Source organism: Pseudomonadota bacterium, assembly GCA_038533575.1.
Lineage (GTDB): Bacteria > Pseudomonadota > Alphaproteobacteria > Rhodobacterales > Rhodobacteraceae > Shimia_B.
Genome location: JBCAYL010000001.1, coordinates 62,550 through 80,408 on the forward strand (window position 1 = coordinate 62,550; position 17,859 = coordinate 80,408).

Sequence of the window (17,859 nt, forward strand, 5' to 3'; positions counted from 1 at the left end):
CCCATACTAAGATCACTCTCTCAGCACGTGAAGCAGGCCATGACCAAGAAGCTCTTCATCAAGACCTATGGTTGTCAGATGAACGTCTATGACAGCGAGCGGATGTCCGAGGCGCTCGAGGAGTACGAGGAAGTCTCGAGCCCGGAAGAAGCGGATATGATCCTGCTCAATACGTGCCATATCCGCGAGAAAGCCGCAGAGAAGGTCTATTCGGAGCTGGGCCGGTACCGTGGTCTCAAGGCCGAGAAGCCCGACCTGAAAATCGGCGTGGCGGGCTGCGTTGCGCAGGCCGAGGGCGAGGAGATCATGAAGCGGCAGCCGCTCGTCGATCTCGTCGTGGGGCCGCAGGCCTATCACCGGCTGCCCGATCTCGTCGCGCGGACCCATAACGGGGTCAAGGCGCTCGACACCGATTTTCCAGAGGAAGACAAGTTCGCCCATCTCAAGGGTCGGCCGAAGGCCAAGCGCACCCCAGCGGCTTTCCTCACCGTTCAGGAGGGCTGCGATAAATTCTGCGCGTTTTGCGTGGTGCCTTATACCCGCGGCGCGGAGGTCTCGCGCCCTGCGGAACGCGTGCTGGGCGAGGCGCGCGATCTCGTGGAGCGCGGCGTGCGGGAGATCACGCTTCTCGGGCAGAACGTGAATGCCTATCACGGACACGAGCGTGGCCTGGCGGGCCTCATCTGGGCGCTGGCGGAGATCGACGGGCTCGAGCGCATCCGCTTCACGACCTCGCACCCCAATGACATGGATGACGCGCTCATCGAAGCGCACGGCTCCTGCGAGAAGCTGATGCCCTATCTGCATCTCCCGGTGCAGTCGGGCTCTGACAAGATCCTGAAAGCGATGAACCGCAAGCACACCGCCGAAAGCTACCTGCGGCTGATCGAGCGTTTGCGCGCCGCGCGGCCCGATCTGATGCTCTCCGGCGATTTCATCGTGGGCTTTCCAGGTGAAACGGACGCAGATTTCGAGGATACCTTGGCGCTCGTCCGCGCGGTCGAATACGGCTCGGCGTTTTCCTTCAAGTATTCCGCGCGCCCGGGCACGCCCGCGGCAGAAAAGACCGGAGTGGACCAGGAAGTGGCCACCGAGCGGCTCCACCGCCTGCAGGCGCTCCTTACATCGCAGCAGCGCGCCGCGCAGGACGCTATGGTGGGCCGCGAGGTCAGCGTTCTCTTTGAAAAGACAGGGAGAATGGCAGGTCAGATGGTGGGCAAGTCTGACTATCTTCATGCCGTGCACGTATCTGATCCGGCGGCACGGATCGGACAGATCGCTCGCGTCCGTATTCTCGAGAGCGGTAGCAATTCGCTCGCGGGCGCGATGCTCCACGAGGTGGTCTGAGCCACGACGCCCCACGCGAATCGCGGGGCCGCTTGCCGATCTTGGTGCCGTCCGCAAGGGCGAATGCACCAGATGTAGCGAATAAAGCTTCCAATATATCGCAGATTTGTTAGTCTAAGCCATATTATGTGGCGGTCTTGGCGATAGACACAAAAACACAGCGCCAAGACCTTGGGTCATCGAGCAGATCATGGAGGCCAGGGTGAAGGCAGTAATACAGGCAGTGGGCGCCGCCGCGTTGGCGGTGGCCCTCGGGGCGAGTGGCGCGAGCGCGCATCAGACGACCGGGGAGCCCTTCGACCACGTGCACAACGATCAGAAACGCGTGGTCACCGGGGAACGGTACATCCCCACCATCTGGATTGACCCGGATGGATGCGAGCACTGGGTCATGGATGACGGCTGGGAAGGCTTCATGTCCCTGAAGGTGGACCGCCAGGGCAGGCCCACCTGCCGGAAGTCGTCCATCTGCGCCACGATCCCCGGCAACGCGTTCGAGCCGCACGGTGTCTGGATGTCGCGCTCAGCCAAGCAGCAAGTCATGGACTTCTTCGCCAAGGACGACTCCGCCGCCTACAAGATCATCGGTCATACCAACATCACCGGCAACGACAGACGAAACGTCAGATTGTCGACCGGTCGTGCCCAGATGGTGGCGTCGATCGGCCAGTCGGCCGGGCAGCGCATCGTGGGCGTGGATGGCCATGGCGGGCGGCACCCCAAGGTGCACAAGTCCTCCCATGAGAACAGCCGCGTCGAAGTCATCTGCCTGCGCTAACGAGAAGGACCTGGGGATATGAAAAGCATGAGAGCAATCGCGGCGCTGGGCGCCATGGGTCTCCTGGCCGCCTGTGCCGAGGGTGGGGGTGATGGTTTCATCGCCGCTGGCGGCCTCGGCAACTTCGCCGACGCGCGCACGGCCGATAAGACGGTTGATCGCGGGCGCGACGCCAAGGACCTCACACAGCTCGTGGCGGGCATCTGGATCGACCCGAACGGTTGTGAGCACTGGATCATCGACGACGGTGTGGAGGGCTATCTCTCCCAGCGCGTCGATCCCTATGGCAAGCCCGTCTGCGGCGGTCACGGTGCCGAGACCATCGCCACAGGCCCCTTCAAAGCGGGGACCAACGTGCCTGACCTGGCGAACGCCAACTGATTTGGCTGACTTGGGCATCTGCCCGAATGCCGAGCGCCGCGCGGGTGACCGTGCGGCGTTTTTCGTTCCGGGCCCCGCGCGCCTTGCGCCGGGCTCGCTCGGTTGGCACGCTGCGCTAGATACCTTTCGAGAAATGACCGATTCATGAGCGGAGATCTGATTGGCCTTTAGCCCCGACACCCCGGTGATCGACCCCGATGCGATCGGGGAGACCCGCCTCGAGTTCCCGGACAATTTCCTTCTGATCGATCTCTGCGGCGAGTATGACCGCAACCTCACGGAGCTCGAAGCCAAGCTCGGGTTGCAGATCGTGCGGCGCGGAAACCAGCTCGTCCTTCTGGGCGACGAGGCCACGCGGACTGCCGCGGCCGAGGTGCTTGAAGCGCTCTATGCCCGCCTCGAGCAGGGCCGCGAGGTGGAGCCCGCCGATATCGACCGCGAGCTGCGCATGGGGACGTCGGCGGAGGGGACGGGCACGCGGGACGGGGACCAGATGGACCTGCTCCCGGGCGCGCGGGTGGAGATCAAGACCCGCAAGAAGCTCGTCGAGCCCCGCACCGAGGCGCAGAAGGCCTATGTCAAAAGCCTGTTCAACCACGAGCTTGCCTTCGGGATCGGCCCGGCGGGCACGGGCAAGACCTACCTCGCCGTGGCCGTGGGCGTGAACATGTTCATCCAGGGCCACGTGGACAAGATCATCCTCTCGCGCCCCGCCGTGGAGGCGGGCGAGAAGCTGGGCTTCCTGCCCGGCACGCAGGACGAGAAGGTCGACCCCTACATGCAGCCGCTCTACGACGCGCTACATGACTTCCTGCCCGGCAAGCAGATCGAGAAGCTCAAGGCCGAAAAGACCATTGAAATCGCGCCCTTGGCCTTCATGCGCGGGCGCACGCTGGCGCGCGCCTTCGTGGTCCTCGACGAGGCGCAGAACGCCACCTCCATGCAGATGAAGATGTTTCTCACGCGCTTGGGCGAGGGCTCGCGGATGGTCATCACCGGGGACCGGAGCCAGGTGGACCTGCCCCGCGGTGTCATGAGTGGCCTGCGCGATGCCGAGAGGCTCCTGAAGGGCATCCCGAAGATCAGCTTCAACTATTTCAGCTCGAAGGACGTGGTGCGCCATCCGCTCGTGGCGGCAATCATCGAGGCCTACGACGCTGATGACCCCACGGGCTGAGCGCGCTGCTCTCACCCTCTTAATCCGAACACGGAAAGCGCCGCATATCCCGGCGGCAGCGGTCGCGCGCGATCCGCGCATGGCGCGCGGCCTGGCGGTCCTTACGCGTGCATCGTGCCGCGCGGTCTGGCCGCCGGGGGTCGCCCACCTAGCTTGGTGACCCAGCGTAATTGAGGAGTACCGCCGATGTTCGATGCCACCGCCTGGACGCTTCCCGAGACGACACTCGACCCGGTCGATATCCGCCGCGCGGCGGCGGAATCCGGCGCTTGCTGCGTGCGCGGTGCCGGGCTCGACGACGCGGCCTTCGTCGCGCTTCTCGAGCGCTTCGGCCCGCTCATGTTCACCGATGGCGAGACGGCGGTGCCGGGCCACGCGGCGCTCAACATCGTCACGAATGCCGGGCGCGCGACGCCGCCGCGCTCGCGCTTTCATTCCGACAGCACCTATTTCCGGCGCCCGCCGCTCTTCACCGCGCTCCGCGTGGTGGAGGTGCCACGCGCGGGGGGCGGGACGGTCATCGTGGATACGCGCACGCTCTGGGACGGGCTCCCGGATGCAGACAAGGATGCGCTGCGCGGTGTCCGCGTGCTGCACCGTGTTTCGGGCCTCGATGTGCCAGACGGCGCGGAGACCGAGGCGTGGCACCCGCTGGTGCGCCGCCAGCCCGAGACCGGGCGCGCGGGCTTCTTTCTCACCGTGCCGGAGCGGATGGTGGAGGCCGAAGATGCGGCGGGCCGTGACGTCACCACGCTCGTCCATGATCTCTACGAGGAGGCGCTCTCGCTGCCGGTTGCCACGCATCATTGGCAGGCGGGCGATCTTCTTTTCTGGGACAACCGGATCACGCTCCACAAGGGCGATCACCGCGCAGTGGACGGCACGCGCACCCTCCATCGCGGGATGGTGGAGGGCGAGGTGCCCGAAGCCGCTTGACGCGCGCGCTGCGCCCCGGCAGGGCGCGGGGCCATGGATTGCGAGATCGATATCATCGTCGAAGACGCGCGCTGGGGCGATCTGGAGCCGCTGGCCCAGCGCGCCGTGGAGGCGGTGTTCAACGGCGTCGGCCTCGTGGGCGATGTGGCGCTGCTCGCAGCAGATGATGCGCGGGTGGCGGAGCTGAACGCCCAGTTCCGCGGCAAGCACGCACCGACGAACGTGCTGAGCTGGCCCACCGAGGAGCGGGGCGCGGCGCAGCCGGGCGGCACGCCGCGCGTGCCAGAGACCCGCGAGCTTGGCGATATCGCGCTCGCCTACGAGACCTGCGCACGCGAGGCCGAGGCACAGGGCAAGCCCTTCGCGGCGCATGTCACCCATCTCATCGTGCACGGAATGCTCCATCTTTTGGGCTATGACCACGAAACGGAGGCAGATGCCGCGCTGATGGAGGGGCTCGAAGTGGAAATTCTTGGCAATCTCGGATACCCTGACCCATATTTGACGCAGTGATTTGAACCAGGCTGGAGGCCATGGCCGAAACATCGGAAGGATCGTCTGACGCGGCGCGTCGCGCGCACGCCACGGGCGAAGGAGAGAACGGGGCGGCACGGACCGCTCCGGATGACGACAGCAAGGACAGCGAAGCGCAGGCGGAGCCCGGGTTTTTCGGCCGCCTCGTGCAGGCCCTGAGCCCGAGCGAGGGGAACGAGGCCCCGGCAGTGGCCGTCGTCGGCGCGCCGGGCATGGTCAACTTGCGCCGCTTGCGCGTGGAAGACGTGCTCATTCCCAAGGCCGATATCGTGGCGGTACCCGACAGCGTGACCATGGAAGAGCTCGTCGATGTCTTCCGCGAGAGCGGGATGACGCGGCTCCCGGTCTACGAGGGGACGCTCGACACGCCGCTGGGCTTTGCCCATCTTAAGGATTTCGCGTTGCTGCACGGCTTCAACGGCACGGGCGACGCGTTCGACCTGCGCTGCATGGTTCGCGAGCTTCTTTTCGTGCCCCCGTCCATGCCCATCGGCGTGTTGCTCACCAAGATGCAGACCGAGCGCATCCACATGGCGCTGGTCATCGACGAATATGGCGGTGTCGACGGGCTCGTGACGATCGAGGATCTCATCGAACAGGTGATTGGCGAAATCGAGGACGAGCACGACATCGAGGAGGGCAACTTCTGGACCGAGGAGAAGCCCGGCGTCGTGCTCGCGGATGCCAAGACGCCGCTCAGTGATTTCGAGGAGGCCCACGGCCTCGCGCTCACCGAGCATGACGACATCGACGAGGAGGAGATCGACACGCTCGGTGGCCTCGTCTTCATGCTCTCGGGCCGGATTCCTGCGCGGGGCGAGGTCGTGCCGCACCCGTCGGGCCCCGAATTCGAGGTGGTCGATGCTGATCCGCGCCGCATAAAGCGGCTGCGCGTGCGCTTCGGTGCGCAAATGACGGCCGCCTCCTCCGATCCCCACACCCACACGGCACCCGATGGACGTCGCGCGGCTGCGGAGTGACACGCTCGCCAGTCTTCGGCCCACGGTGCTGGCGGTCTTTTTCGCCGCCGTGGGCGCGATCGGAGCCCTGGGGCATCCGCCGGCGGGGATGCTCCCGCTCACCCTCATCTCGCTCGGCGCGTTTCTCTGGCTCAGGCCCTGGGAGCTTTCTCTGCGCCGCGCGGCCATCGCGGGCTGGGGCTACGGGGCGGGCTATTTCGCGCTGACGCTCCACTGGATCGTGGAGCCCTTCCTCGTGGACGTGGCACGCCACGGCTGGATGGCGCCCTTTGCGCTGTTTCTGATGGCCGGTGGTCTGGCGCTTTTCTGGGGCGCGGCGGCGGCGCTGGCTGCGTGGCGGCGGAGCGGGCTCGTCTTCGTTTTGGCCTTTGCAGGAGCAGAGCTCGCGCGCGCTCACCTCTTCGGGGGCTTTCCCTGGGGCATGCATGTCACCGCATTCGTCGATGTCGTGCTCTACCAGGGGGCGGCCTGGCTCGGGCCCCATGGTCTCACGCTCGCCGTGGCACTGGCGCTACTCGGGCTCGTGGAGGGGGTGCGGGCAGCCGGGGCGCGCGCCGCGCTGCCCCGCGTTGCGGCACGGCGGCTCATGGGGCTGGCGCTCGCGCTCGGCCTCGGTCTCGCCGTCTTCCTGCCGCCGCTCGAGGCGCCTGCCGCCGCGGGCGATGCGCCGCTTATCCGCACCGTCCAACCCAATGCCGCGCAACAGCTGAAATGGCGCGAGGACATGCGGCCGCTCTTTCTCGAGCGCAAGATGCGCGCCACGGCCGCGCGGCCCCATGCCGATCTCGTGATCTGGCCCGAGGTGGCGCTGACGACTTGGCTGCAGGAGGGCGGGATCACCTTCACCGAGGCCGCCCAGCGCGGGCGGGGCGCAGAGATCTTCATCGGCGCCCAGAGCTGGCGCGACGGCCAGGCTTGGAATGCGCTCGCCCATGTCGGGGCCGGAGGCAACCTGCGCGGCGTCTACGAAAAGCATCACCTCGTCCCCTTCGGCGAGTACATGCCCCTGGGCTGGCTCTTTTCGCGCGTGGGGATCTACGGGCTCGCCGCCAACGAGGGCTTTGGCTTTGCGGCGGGCGCAGGGCCCAAGGTGCTCGACGTCACCGGCATCGGGCCGGTGCAGCCGCTCATCTGCTACGAAAGCATCTTTGCGCACGAGGTGGGCCGCGGCGTGGACCGGCCGCGCCTCATCGCCGTCGTCACCAACGATGCCTGGTTCGGCCAGCTCGGGGGGCCGGCGCAGCATCTCATGCAATCCCAGGCGCGGGCCATCGAGCAGGGTTTGCCGGTGGCGCGGTCGGCCAATACCGGGATTTCGGCCATTATCGATGCGCGTGGAAGGCTGGTGGCCTACCTCCCGCTCGGGCGCTCGGGGCACGCGGACGCGGCGCTGCCCGCCGCGCTGCCGCCCACGCTTTATGCCCGGCTGGGCGAGGTGCCCTTCGCGGCCCTCGCGGTCCTTGCGCTGCTCAGCCACATGCTCGCACGTCACCTGCGCTCGGGCCGCTTTCAGGATTGACGCCCCCACCGGGCGCGCGTAGCGGTGCGCTTCACGACCGTCACAACGGCTTCCTGGCGTGACGGCGACACTTTCAATGGAGCACCCCCCATGGCCCGCCAAGACTATATCTTCACCTCCGAATCCGTATCGGAGGGTCACCCCGACAAGGTCTGCGACCGGATCTCCGACGCCGTGCTCGACGCCTTTTTGGCCGAGGAGCCCGAGGCGCGCGTGGCGTGCGAGACCTTCGCCACCACGGGTATGGTCGTCATCGGCGGCGAGGTGGGGCTCTCGGATGCCGAGCAGCTCAAGAAATACATGGGCTCGATCACCGAGATCGCGCGCGATTGCATCCGCGACATCGGCTACGAGCAGGACCAGTTCCACTGGAATACCTGCCGCGTGATGAACTTCCTGCACGAGCAATCGGCCCATATCGCGCAGGGCGTGAACGCCTCCGGCAACAAGGACGAGGGCGCGGGCGACCAGGGGATCATGTTCGGCTATGCCTGCAAGGAGACGCCCGAGCTCATGCCCGCGCCGATCCACTATGCCCACCAGATACTGAAGCGCCTGGCGGAGGTGCGGAAATCCGGTGCCGAGCCGCTCCTGCGGCCCGACGCCAAAAGCCAGCTTTCGGTGCGTTACGAGGACGGCATGCCAGTGGAAGTGACCTCCGTCGTCCTCTCCACCCAGCACGCAGACGAGCGTCAGAGCTCCGATGACATCCGCGCCATCGTGGAGCCCTACATTCGCGAGGTGCTCCCCTCTGACTGGCTCTCGGACAAGACGGAATGGTGGGTGAACCCCACCGGCACCTTCGTCATCGGCGGCCCCGATGGCGACGCGGGCCTTACGGGCCGCAAGATCATCGTCGATACCTATGGCGGCGCGGCCCCCCATGGCGGCGGCGCGTTTTCCGGCAAGGACCCAACCAAGGTGGACCGCTCCGCCGCCTACGCGGCGCGCTACCTCGCCAAGAACGTGGTGGCCGCGGGCCTCGCCGAGCGCTGCACCTTGCAGCTCTCCTACGCGATCGGCGTCTCGAAGCCGCTCTCGATCTACGTGAACACCCACGACACGGGCGAGGCTGACGAGGTCGCCATCGAGCGCGCGGTCGCGAAGGTCATGGACCTCACCCCGCGCGGCATCCGAACCCATCTTGGCCTCAACAGGCCGATCTACCAGCGCACAGCAGCCTATGGGCATTTCGGGCGCGCGCCGGAGGACGATGGCGGGTTCTCCTGGGAGCGCACGGATCTCGCGGACGCGCTACAGAAGGCCGTCTGAGCCTCATGACAGGAGGTCCCGGATCACGTCCGGGACGGGACGCGCATGACCGACCGGAAGCACCCGAAGGCCCCGTGGCGCAACTTCTACGGGCGCACCAAGGGCAAGACGCTCAAGCCCGCACAGGAACGCGACCTGGCCGAGCTCCTGCCGCGCTGCGCGCTGCCGGGTGTGTCGTGGTCCGACAATCCCGGGCGCGCGCCGCTTGATCTCGCGCGCTTCGACGGGCGCGCGCTCTGGCTGGAAGTGGGCTTCGGGGGCGGTGAGCATCTCGCGGCGCAGGCGGCCGTCCATCCGGACGTGGCCTTCATCGGCTGCGAGCCCTTCGTCAACGGGGTGGCCATGCTCCTCGGCAAGATCCGGCGGGAGGGGCTTCAGAACGTCTGGGTCCATCCCGGCGATGCCCGTGATCTCTTCGATGTGCTGCCGGAGGCGAGCCTTTCGAAGGCTTTCCTGCTCTACCCGGATCCCTGGCCGAAAACGCGCCATCATCGGCGGCGCTTTGTGACGGCCGAGCATCTCGAGCCGCTCGCACAGGCCCTAAAGCCTGGCGCGGCGTTCCGCGTGGCCACCGACATCCCCGATTACGTGCGCCAGACCCTCGAAGAGGTGCCCCGCGCGGGCTTTGACTGGACCGCGGACTGCGCTGCCGACTGGCGCTCGCCCTGGGACGATTGGCACCGTACACGCTACGAGGCGAAGGCCATCCGCGAGGGCCGGGTGCCCCATTACCTGAGCTTCACGCGGGCCGGGTAGGGCGGGTGCCTCCCTTCGCAGCCGCGAGGAAGGCTTCCGGTAAGGGGGCTGCACTTCCTTTGAAGGTAGAGGCCGCGTCCCCGCTGTGTCTCTCCCAAACATCTCCTTGAGTTTGGGGGCTGCCCCCAAGGTTGTGATGGACGCCGCCGGGCACCGGCGGTAGGAGCGGCGCGGGCAAGACGGAGGCAGGCATGTCCGGGCACGGCAAGGCGATACCGATGACAGCGCGCGCGGCGGGGCCGCTCAAGGGCGAGGCGCAGGTCCCCGGCGACAAGTCGATCTCTCACCGGGCGCTGATCCTGGGCGCGCTCGCGGTGGGCGAGACGCGGATCGAAGGGCTCCTCGAGGGCGATGACGTCCTCGACACCGCCCGCGCCATGGAGGCCTTCGGCGCTGAGGTCACGAACCACGGCGGCGGGCGCTGGTCCGTCCACGGCGTGGGCGTTAATGGCTTTGCGGAGCCGGACCGGGTCATCGATTGCGGCAATTCCGGCACCGGCGTGCGTCTTATCATGGGAGCCATGGCGACGTCTCCCATCACCGCCACCTTCACCGGTGACGCCTCGCTCACGAAGCGCCCCATGGGGCGGGTGACGGACCCGCTCGCACTCTTCGGGGCCGCGTCCCATGGCCGCTCGGGCGGGCGGCTGCCGCTCACCATAGTGGGCGCGGCGGAGCCACTGCCGGTGGATTACGCCGTGCCGGTGCCCTCGGCGCAGGTGAAGTCCGCCGTCCTCCTCGCCGGGCTCGGCGCCCCGGGCCAGACGGTCGTGCGGGAGCGGGAGGCCACGCGGGATCATACCGAGCGGATGCTCGCCGGGTTCGGCGCGGAGATCACCGTGGAGGAAACGAACGAAGGCCGCGTGATCACCCTTACGGGCCAGCCCGAGCTTCAGCCTCAGGAGATCGTCGTCCCACGGGATCCGTCTTCGGCGGCCTTTCCCGTCTGCGCCGCGCTCATCGTGCCGGGCTCGGATGTGCTCGTGCCCGGCATCGGGCTCAATCCGACGCGCGCAGGGCTCTACACGACGCTGAAGGAGATGGGCGCGGATCTCACCTACGAGAACCTGCGCGAGGAGGGGGGCGAGCCCGTGGCCGACCTGCGCGCCCGGCACTCGCCCGACATGAAGGGCATCACCGTGCCCGCCCATCGCGCGGCCTCCATGATAGATGAATTTCCGATCCTCTCCGTCGTCGCGGCCTATGCCCACGGGCGCAGCCATTTCGAGGGCGTGGGCGAGCTTCGCGTGAAGGAGAGCGACCGAATTGCGGCCATGGTCGCCGGCCTCCGCGCAAATGGGGTGGAGGTGGAAGACACCGCCGACACCATGACCGTCCTCGGCACGGGCCGCGCGGCGGGCGGCGCGGAGGCCGCCACCCATCTCGATCACCGGATCGCCATGTCCTTCCTTATCCTTGGGATGGCCTCGGAGGCGCCGGTCTCCATCGATGACGGACAGCCCATCGCCACCTCCTTCCCGATCTTCGAGCCGCTCATGGCCGCGCTCGGGGCCGAGATCACGCGGGACGCCGGATGAGCTTCTGCGTGGCCATCGATGGGCCCGCGGCGGCCGGGAAAGGCACGATCGCGCGGGCGGTGGCCGCGGAATTCGGGCTGGCCCATCTCGATACCGGGCTCCTTTACCGCGCGGTGGGCGCGCGCATGCTCGCGGGCGAGGCACCCATCCCGGCTGCGCAGGCGCTCACGGCGGAGGACGTGGCCGATGAGGGCAGGCTCCGGAACGCGGACGTGGCCCAAGCCGCCTCCAAGGTCGCCGTGATCCCCGAAGTGCGCGCGGCCCTCCTAGACTTCCAGCGGGCTTTTGCCGCGCGAGCGGGCGGCGCCGTCCTCGATGGGCGCGACATCGGCACCGTCATCTGCCCGGATGCGGCGGTGAAGTTCTTCGTGACGGCCTCCGTGGAGGCGCGGGCCGAGCGGCGCTACGCAGAACTCGTCGAGCGCGGCTTCGAGGCGGATCTCTCGGAGGTCGCCGCCGATGTGGCCGAGCGTGATGCCCGCGACCGCGGCCGCGCGGACGCACCCATGGTAGCGGCCGAGGGCGCGATCCTCCTCGATACCTCCCTCATGAGCCGAGAAGAGGCCGTGGCGGCGGCCATCGACGCTGTGCGCGCCGCGGGAGGTGTGCCGGGCTGACGCCCGGCCCCCCGTTTTTCGTGCGATCGGTGCGCGATGCGCACCCTACGGATCAGAGGCGCGGTGCATGCGCGCCCGGTCAGTTCTCCATGAGCTCCACGCCCTCGAGGTCGAAGCCGTCGGCGACCGTGCCCCGCACGGTGAGGAAGCCCGCGCCGTCATCCTCCTGCACGGCTTCCACGCCGGTTTCGCCGTCGTCGTTGCCCTGCGCGTCCACATCCGTGACCGAGGCGATGAGATCGCCCTCATCGGCCTCCTCGAAGACCAGACCAGGCCCGCCATTGCCAGTGACGCGGCTGGCCACGATCTCCACGATGCCGTCGCCCGGGCCTTCCTCGGTGAACTTGATGGCGTCGTCGGTGTTGCCGTCGGCGCTGAGCGCGTTGACATAGAGCCGGATGTCGCCCGCGTCTTCCTCGTCGAAGTCTAGGCCCTCGTCGAGGTTGCCGGTGATGTCGCCTAGGATGAAGGCCGCGTGGATCGAACCCGGGCCCGCCTCGTCGATGTCGAAGCCGTCATCGAGGTCGAGGCCGAAGGCGAATTCCTCCACGGAGCCGTCGTCGTGGAGGTCAACTTCGCGCTCGATGCAGGTGTCGTCGGGGGAGCCCGTCACCGCCGGGGGCACATCGGCCTCGGCGAAGGCGCCCGCCTCGAATTCGCCTTCCGCCGGGTCGGGGAGGAAGGTGTTGAGGATGGCCGGGTCGCAGTAATTGCCGTTCGTGACAGCGTTGAGGCCCACGGCGGTCACGATGACATCGCCCTCCTGGCCCTCGTCGAGCTCGATGCCGTCGGCGCCCACATTGGTGAATGTGGAGTTCGCCGCGGTGAAGAGGATCGAGCCCGCGCCGCGTTCGTCCACGCGCAGGCCGTCGGCGTCGAAGGCGCCGGTGCCCGCGGCATCCACGGTGACGCCCGCGATGGCCAAAGAGATCGAGGCCGCCGAGCCTTCGCCCGCGCCGCCGCCGCCCCCGCCGCAGGCATCCGCGAGGCTGCAATCAGAGACGTGGATGCCGTGATTGGCGACGCCCGCGACGCTCACATCCGTGAGCGAGACGGAGACGGTGCCCGTGGCGTCCTCGGGAACGCGCACGAAGAGGCCCTTGCCCGCGGGGCCGTCCATGTCGCCGCGGTTCTCGATGGAGAAGCCGCCGGGGCCAACGAGTGCGAGACCCGTAATGGTGACGTCCGCCCCCTCCGTGATGGCGAGGATGTCGGCATTGGCGGACATGGTGATCGTGTTCCCGCCGCCCACGATGGTGAGCGGGTCGGTGCCGGAATAGGTGAGCGTGGTATCGCTTGCCACGGGCCCCGTGACGATGACGGTGCCGCCCGCGTCGAGCGCAGCCTGCAGGTCGGCCGCGTCCATGGCATGGCCACCCGCGGAGGCGACGGAGGCGGCCAGCGCCAGGGCCGAGACGCTCGCGGACAGATGGCGTGGCAGATGCGCGGACGGGCGGCCCGTCAGATGCATTGTCAGGATGCGGTGCATGTGGTGTCTTCCTCTTCGACTGGGTGCGGACCGCAGCCGTGCCTAGGCGCGCAATGTGACGGTTCGGTGACAAGGCATGAGGAGTGACAGGCATGGAGATGCGGACAATCGGCGGGCGCGAGGTGAGCGTCCTCGGCGTGGGCGGCATGTCGTTCTGCGACTTCTACGGGGCGACGGACGAGGCCGAGAGCCACGCCGTCCTCGATGCGGCGCGCGACGCGGGCGTCACCCATATCGACACCGCTAATGTCTATGGCGCGGGCAAGAGCGAGAGCGCCATCGGCTCCTGGCTCGCCTCGCGCGGGGGGCGTGACGGGCTCTTCATCGCCACGAAGGCCGGCATCGCGCGGGGCATCGGGGCCGCCGCGGGCAACTTCAACAACGACGCGGCCTATCTCGAGGCGGAGCTCGACGGGTCGCTGAAGCGGCTCGGGGTCGACCATGTCGACCTGTTCTACATCCATCGCCGCGACCAGAGCATCCCCATCGAGGCGGTGACCTCCGCGCTGGCGCGTCTCGTGGAAAAGGGCAAGACGCGCGCGTTCGGGTTCTCCGAGATCTCGCCCGCCAGCTTGCGGCGCGCCGCTGCGGTGGCCCCCGTGGCCGCGGTCCAATCGGAATATTCGCTCCAGACCCGGCAGCCGGAGCTCGGGCTCCTCCAGGCCTGCGAGGAGCTGGGGACGACGCTCGTGGCCTTCTCGCCCGTGGGGCGGGGGATGCTGACGGACTTGCCGCCGGATGCGGGGAAGTACGCGGACCAGCCGTGGATGTCGGCAAACCCGCGCTTCGTGGAACCCAACCTCAGCGCCAATCTCGCGGCCACCGAGCCCCTGAGGGAGCTTGCGCGAAGTCTCGATGTGCCCACAGCGGCGCTGGCGTTGCGCTGGGTCTATGACCAGGCCAGCCACATCGTGGCGATCCCTGGCACGCGGAGCGCGGCTCGTTTTGCAGAGTACCTCTCCGCCGAGCGCATCCCGGCGGCGGCGATGGAGGAGGTGGCGCGGCTCTTGCCGCCGGGCTGGGCCCACGGGGATCGCTATTCCGATGCGCAATGGGCCGGGCCTGAGAATTATTGCTGATCCGACGCGCTTGTAGCCAGAACGGCGAGGGCACGTAACCGCGTCCTTGGAGTGCCGCTGCCGCGCGGCACCCTGGGCAGCCGCCGGTTGCAGCCAGGCGCGGCCATGGCAATATGCGCCATGCCCGACACGTCCCCCTCCCGCATCGAGCCCGTTGTCACTTGCCCCAACTGCGCCCATGAGATCGAGCTGACCGAGTCGCTCGCAGGGCCGCTTCTGGCGGATCTCAAGCGCGCCCATGCCGCCGATCTCGCCCGCCAGAAGGCGGCGCTCGAGGCCGGTGCGCGGGAGGCAGCGCGCGCCGAGCAGGCCGAGGCGCTCGCGCGGATGCAGGCCGAGCAGGAGGCCAAGCTGCAAGAGGCCGCCGAGGCGCTCGCCGCGCAGAAGGCGCGCGCCGATGTGGCCGATGCGCGGCTCGCTACGGCACGGGAGGCCGAGAAGGCCGCGCTTGCCAAGGAGCGCGCGCTTGAGGAGCGCGCCGCAGAAATCGAGCTCGAGGCGCAGCGGCAGGTGGCCGCGGAGCGCAAGGCGCAGGAAGAGCGGCTCCGCCATCAGATCACAGCGCAACTTGCCGAAGCCCAGGCGGGACGGGACGAGGAAGCGGCGCTCGTCCTGCGCCAGAAGGACGAGCAGATGGAAACGCTCAAGCGCCAGATCGAGGTGTTGAAGCAGAAATCAGAGAAAGGCTCACAGCAACTCCAGGGCGAGGCGCTCGAGGTTGAGCTGGAAACTCGGCTTGGCCAGGCCTTCCCGATGGACCGGATCACACCCGTGGGAAAAGGCATGCGCGGGGCGGATTGTCTGCAGACGGTGCCCGGCGCGGGCGCGATCATCTGGGAGACGAAGCGCGCACAGAACTGGTCGAAGGACTGGCCGGCGAAGTTGAAGGACGATCAACGCCGGGAAGGCGCGGAAGCGGCTGTGCTCGTCAGCATGGTGCTGCCCGAGGGCGTGGAGACGTTCGGCGAGCACGAGGGCGTCTGGGTGACGCTGCCACGCTACGCCGTGGCTCTCGCCTCGGTCCTGCGGCAGGGGCTCGTGGCCACCGCCCAGGCGGAGCGCCGCAAGGAGGGGCAGGCGGAGAAGACGGAGCTTCTCTACGACTACCTGACCGGCACGGGCTTTCGGCAGCGGGTGGAGGCGCTGGCCGAGACCTACGACGCCATGCGGCGTACCCTCGACCAGGAGCGGCGCGCGATGATGAAGCACTGGGCGGCGCGCGACCAGCAGATCATGCGGATGATGGACGCCACTGCGGGCATGTACGGAGATATCCAGGGCATCGCCGGTGCCTCCCTCCCGGGGATCGACGCGCTCGAGCTGCCCGGGCCGGGGGAGGACTGACGGCCACGCGCGCGAAGGCTTTTCGAAAAGCCTTTCAAATTCCTTCGAAGGAATTTTTCGCCGGTGGCCCCCTTCGGAACGACGGCCCTGGCGCGACGCCCTTGGCCGCCTGCGCCCAAGACTTTTCGAAAAGTCTTCGCAAAATCCTTTGAAAGGATTTTGGTCTGCGCCGCAGGCTCTCGCACAAACCCACGCAAGGGCTTGCCAGCCGCTGATCCACGGCCTATAGCGCTCCCGTCAAAAGCGGCGGGACAGCCGCGGACCAATAACCTAGAGCAGGGTCGGTCTTCCGACCCTTTCTTATTTGGTCCCGTCGTTCTGCCAAGACCCACCATAGACCGGCGGACCCAACCGCTCGGCCAGTGAAAACCAAACGAATAGGACACACGCGCCGCATGGCAAACGCATCCATGGAGGAGTTCGAGGCCCTCCTGAACGAAAGCCTCGAAATCGACACGCCGACCGAAGGCTCGGTGGTCAAGGGCAAGGTCATCGCCATCGAAGCGGGCCAGGCCATCATCGACGTGGGCTACAAGATGGAAGGCCGCGTCGAGCTCAAGGAATTCGCAGAACCCGGTGAAGCGCCCAAGGTCGATGTCGGCGACGAGGTGGAGGTCTATCTCCGCGCCGCCGAGAACGCCCGTGGCGAAGCCGTCATCTCCCGCGAGATGGCCCGCCGCGAGGAAGCCTGGGACCGCCTCGAAAAGGCCTATGCCGCCGAGGAGCGTGTCGAAGGCGCGATCTTCGGACGCGTGAAGGGCGGCTTCACTGTCGATCTCGGCGGTGCCGTGGCCTTCCTGCCCGGCTCCCAGGTCGACGTCCGCCCCGTGCGTGACGCGGGCCCGCTCATGGGCCTCAAGCAGCCCTTCCAGATCCTCAAGATGGATCGCCGCCGCGGCAACATCGTCGTCTCCCGCCGCGCGATCCTCGAAGAGAGCCGCGCCGAGCAGCGCGCAGAGGTCATCGGTAAGCTGGCCGAGGGCGACAATGTCGAGGGTGTCGTCAAGAACATCACCGAATACGGCGCCTTCGTCGATCTCGGCGGTGTGGACGGTCTCTTGCACGTGACTGACATGGCCTGGCGCCGTGTGAACCATCCCTCCGAGATCCTGTCGATCGGCGAGACCGTGAAGGTCCAGGTCATCAAGATCAACAAGGAGACGCACCGCATCTCGCTCGGCATGAAGCAGCTGCAGGAAGATCCGTGGGATCTCGTGGCCGTGAAGTACCCGCTGTCCTCGGTCCACAAGGGCCGCGTCACGAACATCACCGACTACGGTGCCTTCGTGGAGCTCGAGGCGGGCGTCGAGGGTCTCGTGCACGTCTCCGAAATGTCCTGGACGAAAAAGAACGTCCATCCGGGCAAGATCGTGTCGACGTCGCAAGAGGTCGAAGTAATGGTCCTCGAGATCGACGGCCAGAAGCGCCGCGTCTCGCTCGGGCTCAAACAGACCCAGCGCAACCCGTGGGAGGTGTTCGAAGAGCAGTTCCCGGTGGGCACGCAGGTCGAGGGCGAGGTGAAGAACATCACCGAGTTCGGCCTCTTCGTGGGCCTTGAGGGCGACATCGACGGCATGGTGCACCTCTCCGACCTTACCTGGGAAGGCCGGGGCGAGGATGTCATCGGCGACTACCGCAAGGGCGACGTCGTGCAGGCGGTCGTGTCGGAAGTCGACACCGAGAAGGAGCGCATCTCGCTCTCCATCAAGGCGCTGGGCGGTGACCCGTTCCAGGATGCCGTGGGTGGCGTGAAGCGCGGCTCGATCATCACGGTGGAAGTGACCTCCATCGAGGATGGCGGGATCGAGGTGACCTACGAGGGGCAGAAGTCCTTCATCCGGCGCTCCGACCTCAGCCGCGACCGTGCCGAGCAGCGCCCCGAGCGCTTCGGCGTGGGCGACAAGGTGGATGTGCGCGTCACCAATATCGACGCCAAGACCCGCCGTCTCGGTCTCTCGATCAAGGCTCGCGAGATCGCGGAAGAGAAGGAAGCCGTGGAGCAGTACGGATCGTCTGATTCCGGCGCGTCCCTCGGCGACATCCTCGGTGCTGCGCTCAAGCAGGACGACTGATCTCCGACCCTTTGAACAGTGGAGAGCCCCGCGGGAAACC

At 67.5% G+C, this 17,859-nt stretch carries 16 protein-coding genes and 1 riboswitch; of the genes, 15 read left to right on the forward strand and 1 reads right to left on the reverse strand.

All coding sequences use genetic code 11. From position 1 onward, the window contains the following. Positions 1–39 precede the first annotated feature (39 nt). From miaB to AAFM92_00410, 12 genes are all read left to right on the forward strand, one after another. Positions 40–1,347 (forward strand): tRNA (N6-isopentenyl adenosine(37)-C2)-methylthiotransferase MiaB, encoded by a 1,308-nt coding sequence (gene miaB, locus AAFM92_00355; protein ID MEL7298808.1) that lies wholly within the window; start codon positions 40–42, stop codon positions 1,345–1,347. A gap of 202 nt (positions 1,348–1,549) precedes the next feature. Beyond that, positions 1,550–2,125, forward strand: a complete 576-nt coding sequence (locus tag AAFM92_00360) for an OmpA family protein (GenBank protein ID MEL7298809.1) — start codon at positions 1,550–1,552, stop codon at positions 2,123–2,125. 18 nt (positions 2,126–2,143) lie between these two features. Continuing rightward, positions 2,144–2,506, forward strand: a complete 363-nt coding sequence (locus AAFM92_00365) for a hypothetical protein (GenBank protein ID MEL7298810.1) — start codon at positions 2,144–2,146, stop codon at positions 2,504–2,506. A 160-nt stretch (positions 2,507–2,666) separates the two neighbouring features. After that, positions 2,667–3,683, forward strand: a complete 1,017-nt coding sequence (locus AAFM92_00370; GenBank protein MEL7298811.1) for a PhoH family protein — start codon at positions 2,667–2,669, stop codon at positions 3,681–3,683. Between the two features lie 186 nt (positions 3,684–3,869). Then, positions 3,870–4,619, forward strand: a complete 750-nt coding sequence (locus AAFM92_00375; protein ID MEL7298812.1) for a TauD/TfdA family dioxygenase — start codon at positions 3,870–3,872, stop codon at positions 4,617–4,619. A gap of 33 nt (positions 4,620–4,652) precedes the next feature. Further along, positions 4,653–5,132 carry an rRNA maturation RNase YbeY gene (gene ybeY / locus AAFM92_00380; protein ID MEL7298813.1) on the forward strand — a complete coding sequence of 160 codons (480 nt, stop codon included), beginning with the start codon at positions 4,653–4,655 and terminating at the stop codon, positions 5,130–5,132. 20 nt (positions 5,133–5,152) lie between these two features. Then, on the forward strand, positions 5,153–6,133 hold the full coding sequence (locus AAFM92_00385; protein ID MEL7298814.1) for a hemolysin family protein: 981 nt from the start codon (positions 5,153–5,155) through the stop codon (positions 6,131–6,133). Then, positions 6,108–7,652: an apolipoprotein N-acyltransferase gene (gene lnt / locus AAFM92_00390; GenBank protein MEL7298815.1), complete on the forward strand. Its 1,545-nt coding sequence runs from the start codon at positions 6,108–6,110 to the stop codon at positions 7,650–7,652. The genes AAFM92_00385 and lnt overlap by 26 nt, the downstream gene beginning before the upstream one ends. A gap of 34 nt (positions 7,653–7,686) precedes the next feature. Continuing rightward, a riboswitch (SAM-SAH riboswitch) is annotated at positions 7,687–7,736 on the forward strand. 6 nt (positions 7,737–7,742) lie between these two features. Next, positions 7,743–8,924 carry a methionine adenosyltransferase gene (gene metK / locus AAFM92_00395; protein MEL7298816.1) on the forward strand — a complete coding sequence of 394 codons (1,182 nt, stop codon included), beginning with the start codon at positions 7,743–7,745 and terminating at the stop codon, positions 8,922–8,924. A 45-nt stretch (positions 8,925–8,969) separates the two neighbouring features. Then, a complete protein-coding gene (locus AAFM92_00400; GenBank protein MEL7298817.1) occupies positions 8,970–9,680 on the forward strand; it encodes a tRNA (guanine(46)-N(7))-methyltransferase TrmB in 711 nt (236 codons plus the stop codon). A gap of 191 nt (positions 9,681–9,871) precedes the next feature. Then, entirely contained in the window at positions 9,872–11,218 is a 1,347-nt protein-coding gene (gene aroA / locus AAFM92_00405; GenBank protein MEL7298818.1) for a 3-phosphoshikimate 1-carboxyvinyltransferase, read from the forward strand. Further along, positions 11,215–11,835 carry a (d)CMP kinase gene (locus tag AAFM92_00410; GenBank protein ID MEL7298819.1) on the forward strand — a complete coding sequence of 207 codons (621 nt, stop codon included), beginning with the start codon at positions 11,215–11,217 and terminating at the stop codon, positions 11,833–11,835. Before aroA ends, AAFM92_00410 begins: the two co-directional genes overlap by 4 nt. Positions 11,836–11,914: 79 nt before the next feature. Here AAFM92_00410 and AAFM92_00415 read toward each other — a convergent pair whose 3' ends face one another. Next, positions 11,915–13,324, reverse strand: coding sequence for a hypothetical protein (locus AAFM92_00415; protein ID MEL7298820.1), 1,410 nt, complete (start codon positions 13,322–13,324; stop codon positions 11,915–11,917). A 92-nt stretch (positions 13,325–13,416) separates the two neighbouring features. Between AAFM92_00415 and AAFM92_00420 the strand changes: the two genes are divergently transcribed. The 3 genes from AAFM92_00420 to rpsA all read left to right on the forward strand — a co-directional run bounded on the left by AAFM92_00420 (position 13,417) and on the right by rpsA (position 17,819). Beyond that, positions 13,417–14,403, forward strand: a complete 987-nt coding sequence (locus tag AAFM92_00420; protein MEL7298821.1) for an aldo/keto reductase — start codon at positions 13,417–13,419, stop codon at positions 14,401–14,403. A 120-nt stretch (positions 14,404–14,523) separates the two neighbouring features. Then, complete coding sequence (locus AAFM92_00425) at positions 14,524–15,747, forward strand: DUF2130 domain-containing protein (GenBank protein MEL7298822.1); 1,224 nt, start codon at positions 14,524–14,526, stop codon at positions 15,745–15,747. Positions 15,748–16,142: 395 nt separating this feature from the next. Next, on the forward strand, positions 16,143–17,819 hold the full coding sequence (gene rpsA, locus AAFM92_00430; GenBank protein ID MEL7298823.1) for a 30S ribosomal protein S1: 1,677 nt from the start codon (positions 16,143–16,145) through the stop codon (positions 17,817–17,819). The last annotated feature ends 40 nt before the right edge of the window (positions 17,820–17,859 follow it).

Bases quoted from the DNA above. Each gene is read 5' to 3' on its own strand.
- miaB (MEL7298808.1), top strand. From the start codon at position 40: ATGACCAAGAAGCTCTTCATCAAGACCTATGGTTGTCAGATGAACGTC.
- AAFM92_00365 (MEL7298810.1), top strand. From the start codon at position 2,144: ATGAAAAGCATGAGAGCAATCGCGGCGCTGGGCGCCATGGGTCTCCTG.
- AAFM92_00375 (MEL7298812.1), top strand. From the start codon at position 3,870: ATGTTCGATGCCACCGCCTGGACGCTTCCCGAGACGACACTCGACCCG.
- ybeY (MEL7298813.1), top strand. From the start codon at position 4,653: ATGGATTGCGAGATCGATATCATCGTCGAAGACGCGCGCTGGGGCGAT.
- AAFM92_00385 (MEL7298814.1), top strand. From the start codon at position 5,153: ATGGCCGAAACATCGGAAGGATCGTCTGACGCGGCGCGTCGCGCGCAC.
- lnt (MEL7298815.1), top strand. From the start codon at position 6,108: ATGGACGTCGCGCGGCTGCGGAGTGACACGCTCGCCAGTCTTCGGCCC.
- metK (MEL7298816.1), top strand. From the start codon at position 7,743: ATGGCCCGCCAAGACTATATCTTCACCTCCGAATCCGTATCGGAGGGT.
- AAFM92_00400 (MEL7298817.1), top strand. From the start codon at position 8,970: ATGACCGACCGGAAGCACCCGAAGGCCCCGTGGCGCAACTTCTACGGG.
- aroA (MEL7298818.1), top strand. From the start codon at position 9,872: ATGTCCGGGCACGGCAAGGCGATACCGATGACAGCGCGCGCGGCGGGG.
- AAFM92_00410 (MEL7298819.1), top strand. From the start codon at position 11,215: ATGAGCTTCTGCGTGGCCATCGATGGGCCCGCGGCGGCCGGGAAAGGC.
- AAFM92_00415 (MEL7298820.1), bottom strand. From the start codon at position 13,324: ATGCACCGCATCCTGACAATGCATCTGACGGGCCGCCCGTCCGCGCAT.
- AAFM92_00420 (MEL7298821.1), top strand. From the start codon at position 13,417: ATGGAGATGCGGACAATCGGCGGGCGCGAGGTGAGCGTCCTCGGCGTG.
- AAFM92_00425 (MEL7298822.1), top strand. From the start codon at position 14,524: ATGCCCGACACGTCCCCCTCCCGCATCGAGCCCGTTGTCACTTGCCCC.
- rpsA (MEL7298823.1), top strand. From the start codon at position 16,143: ATGGCAAACGCATCCATGGAGGAGTTCGAGGCCCTCCTGAACGAAAGC.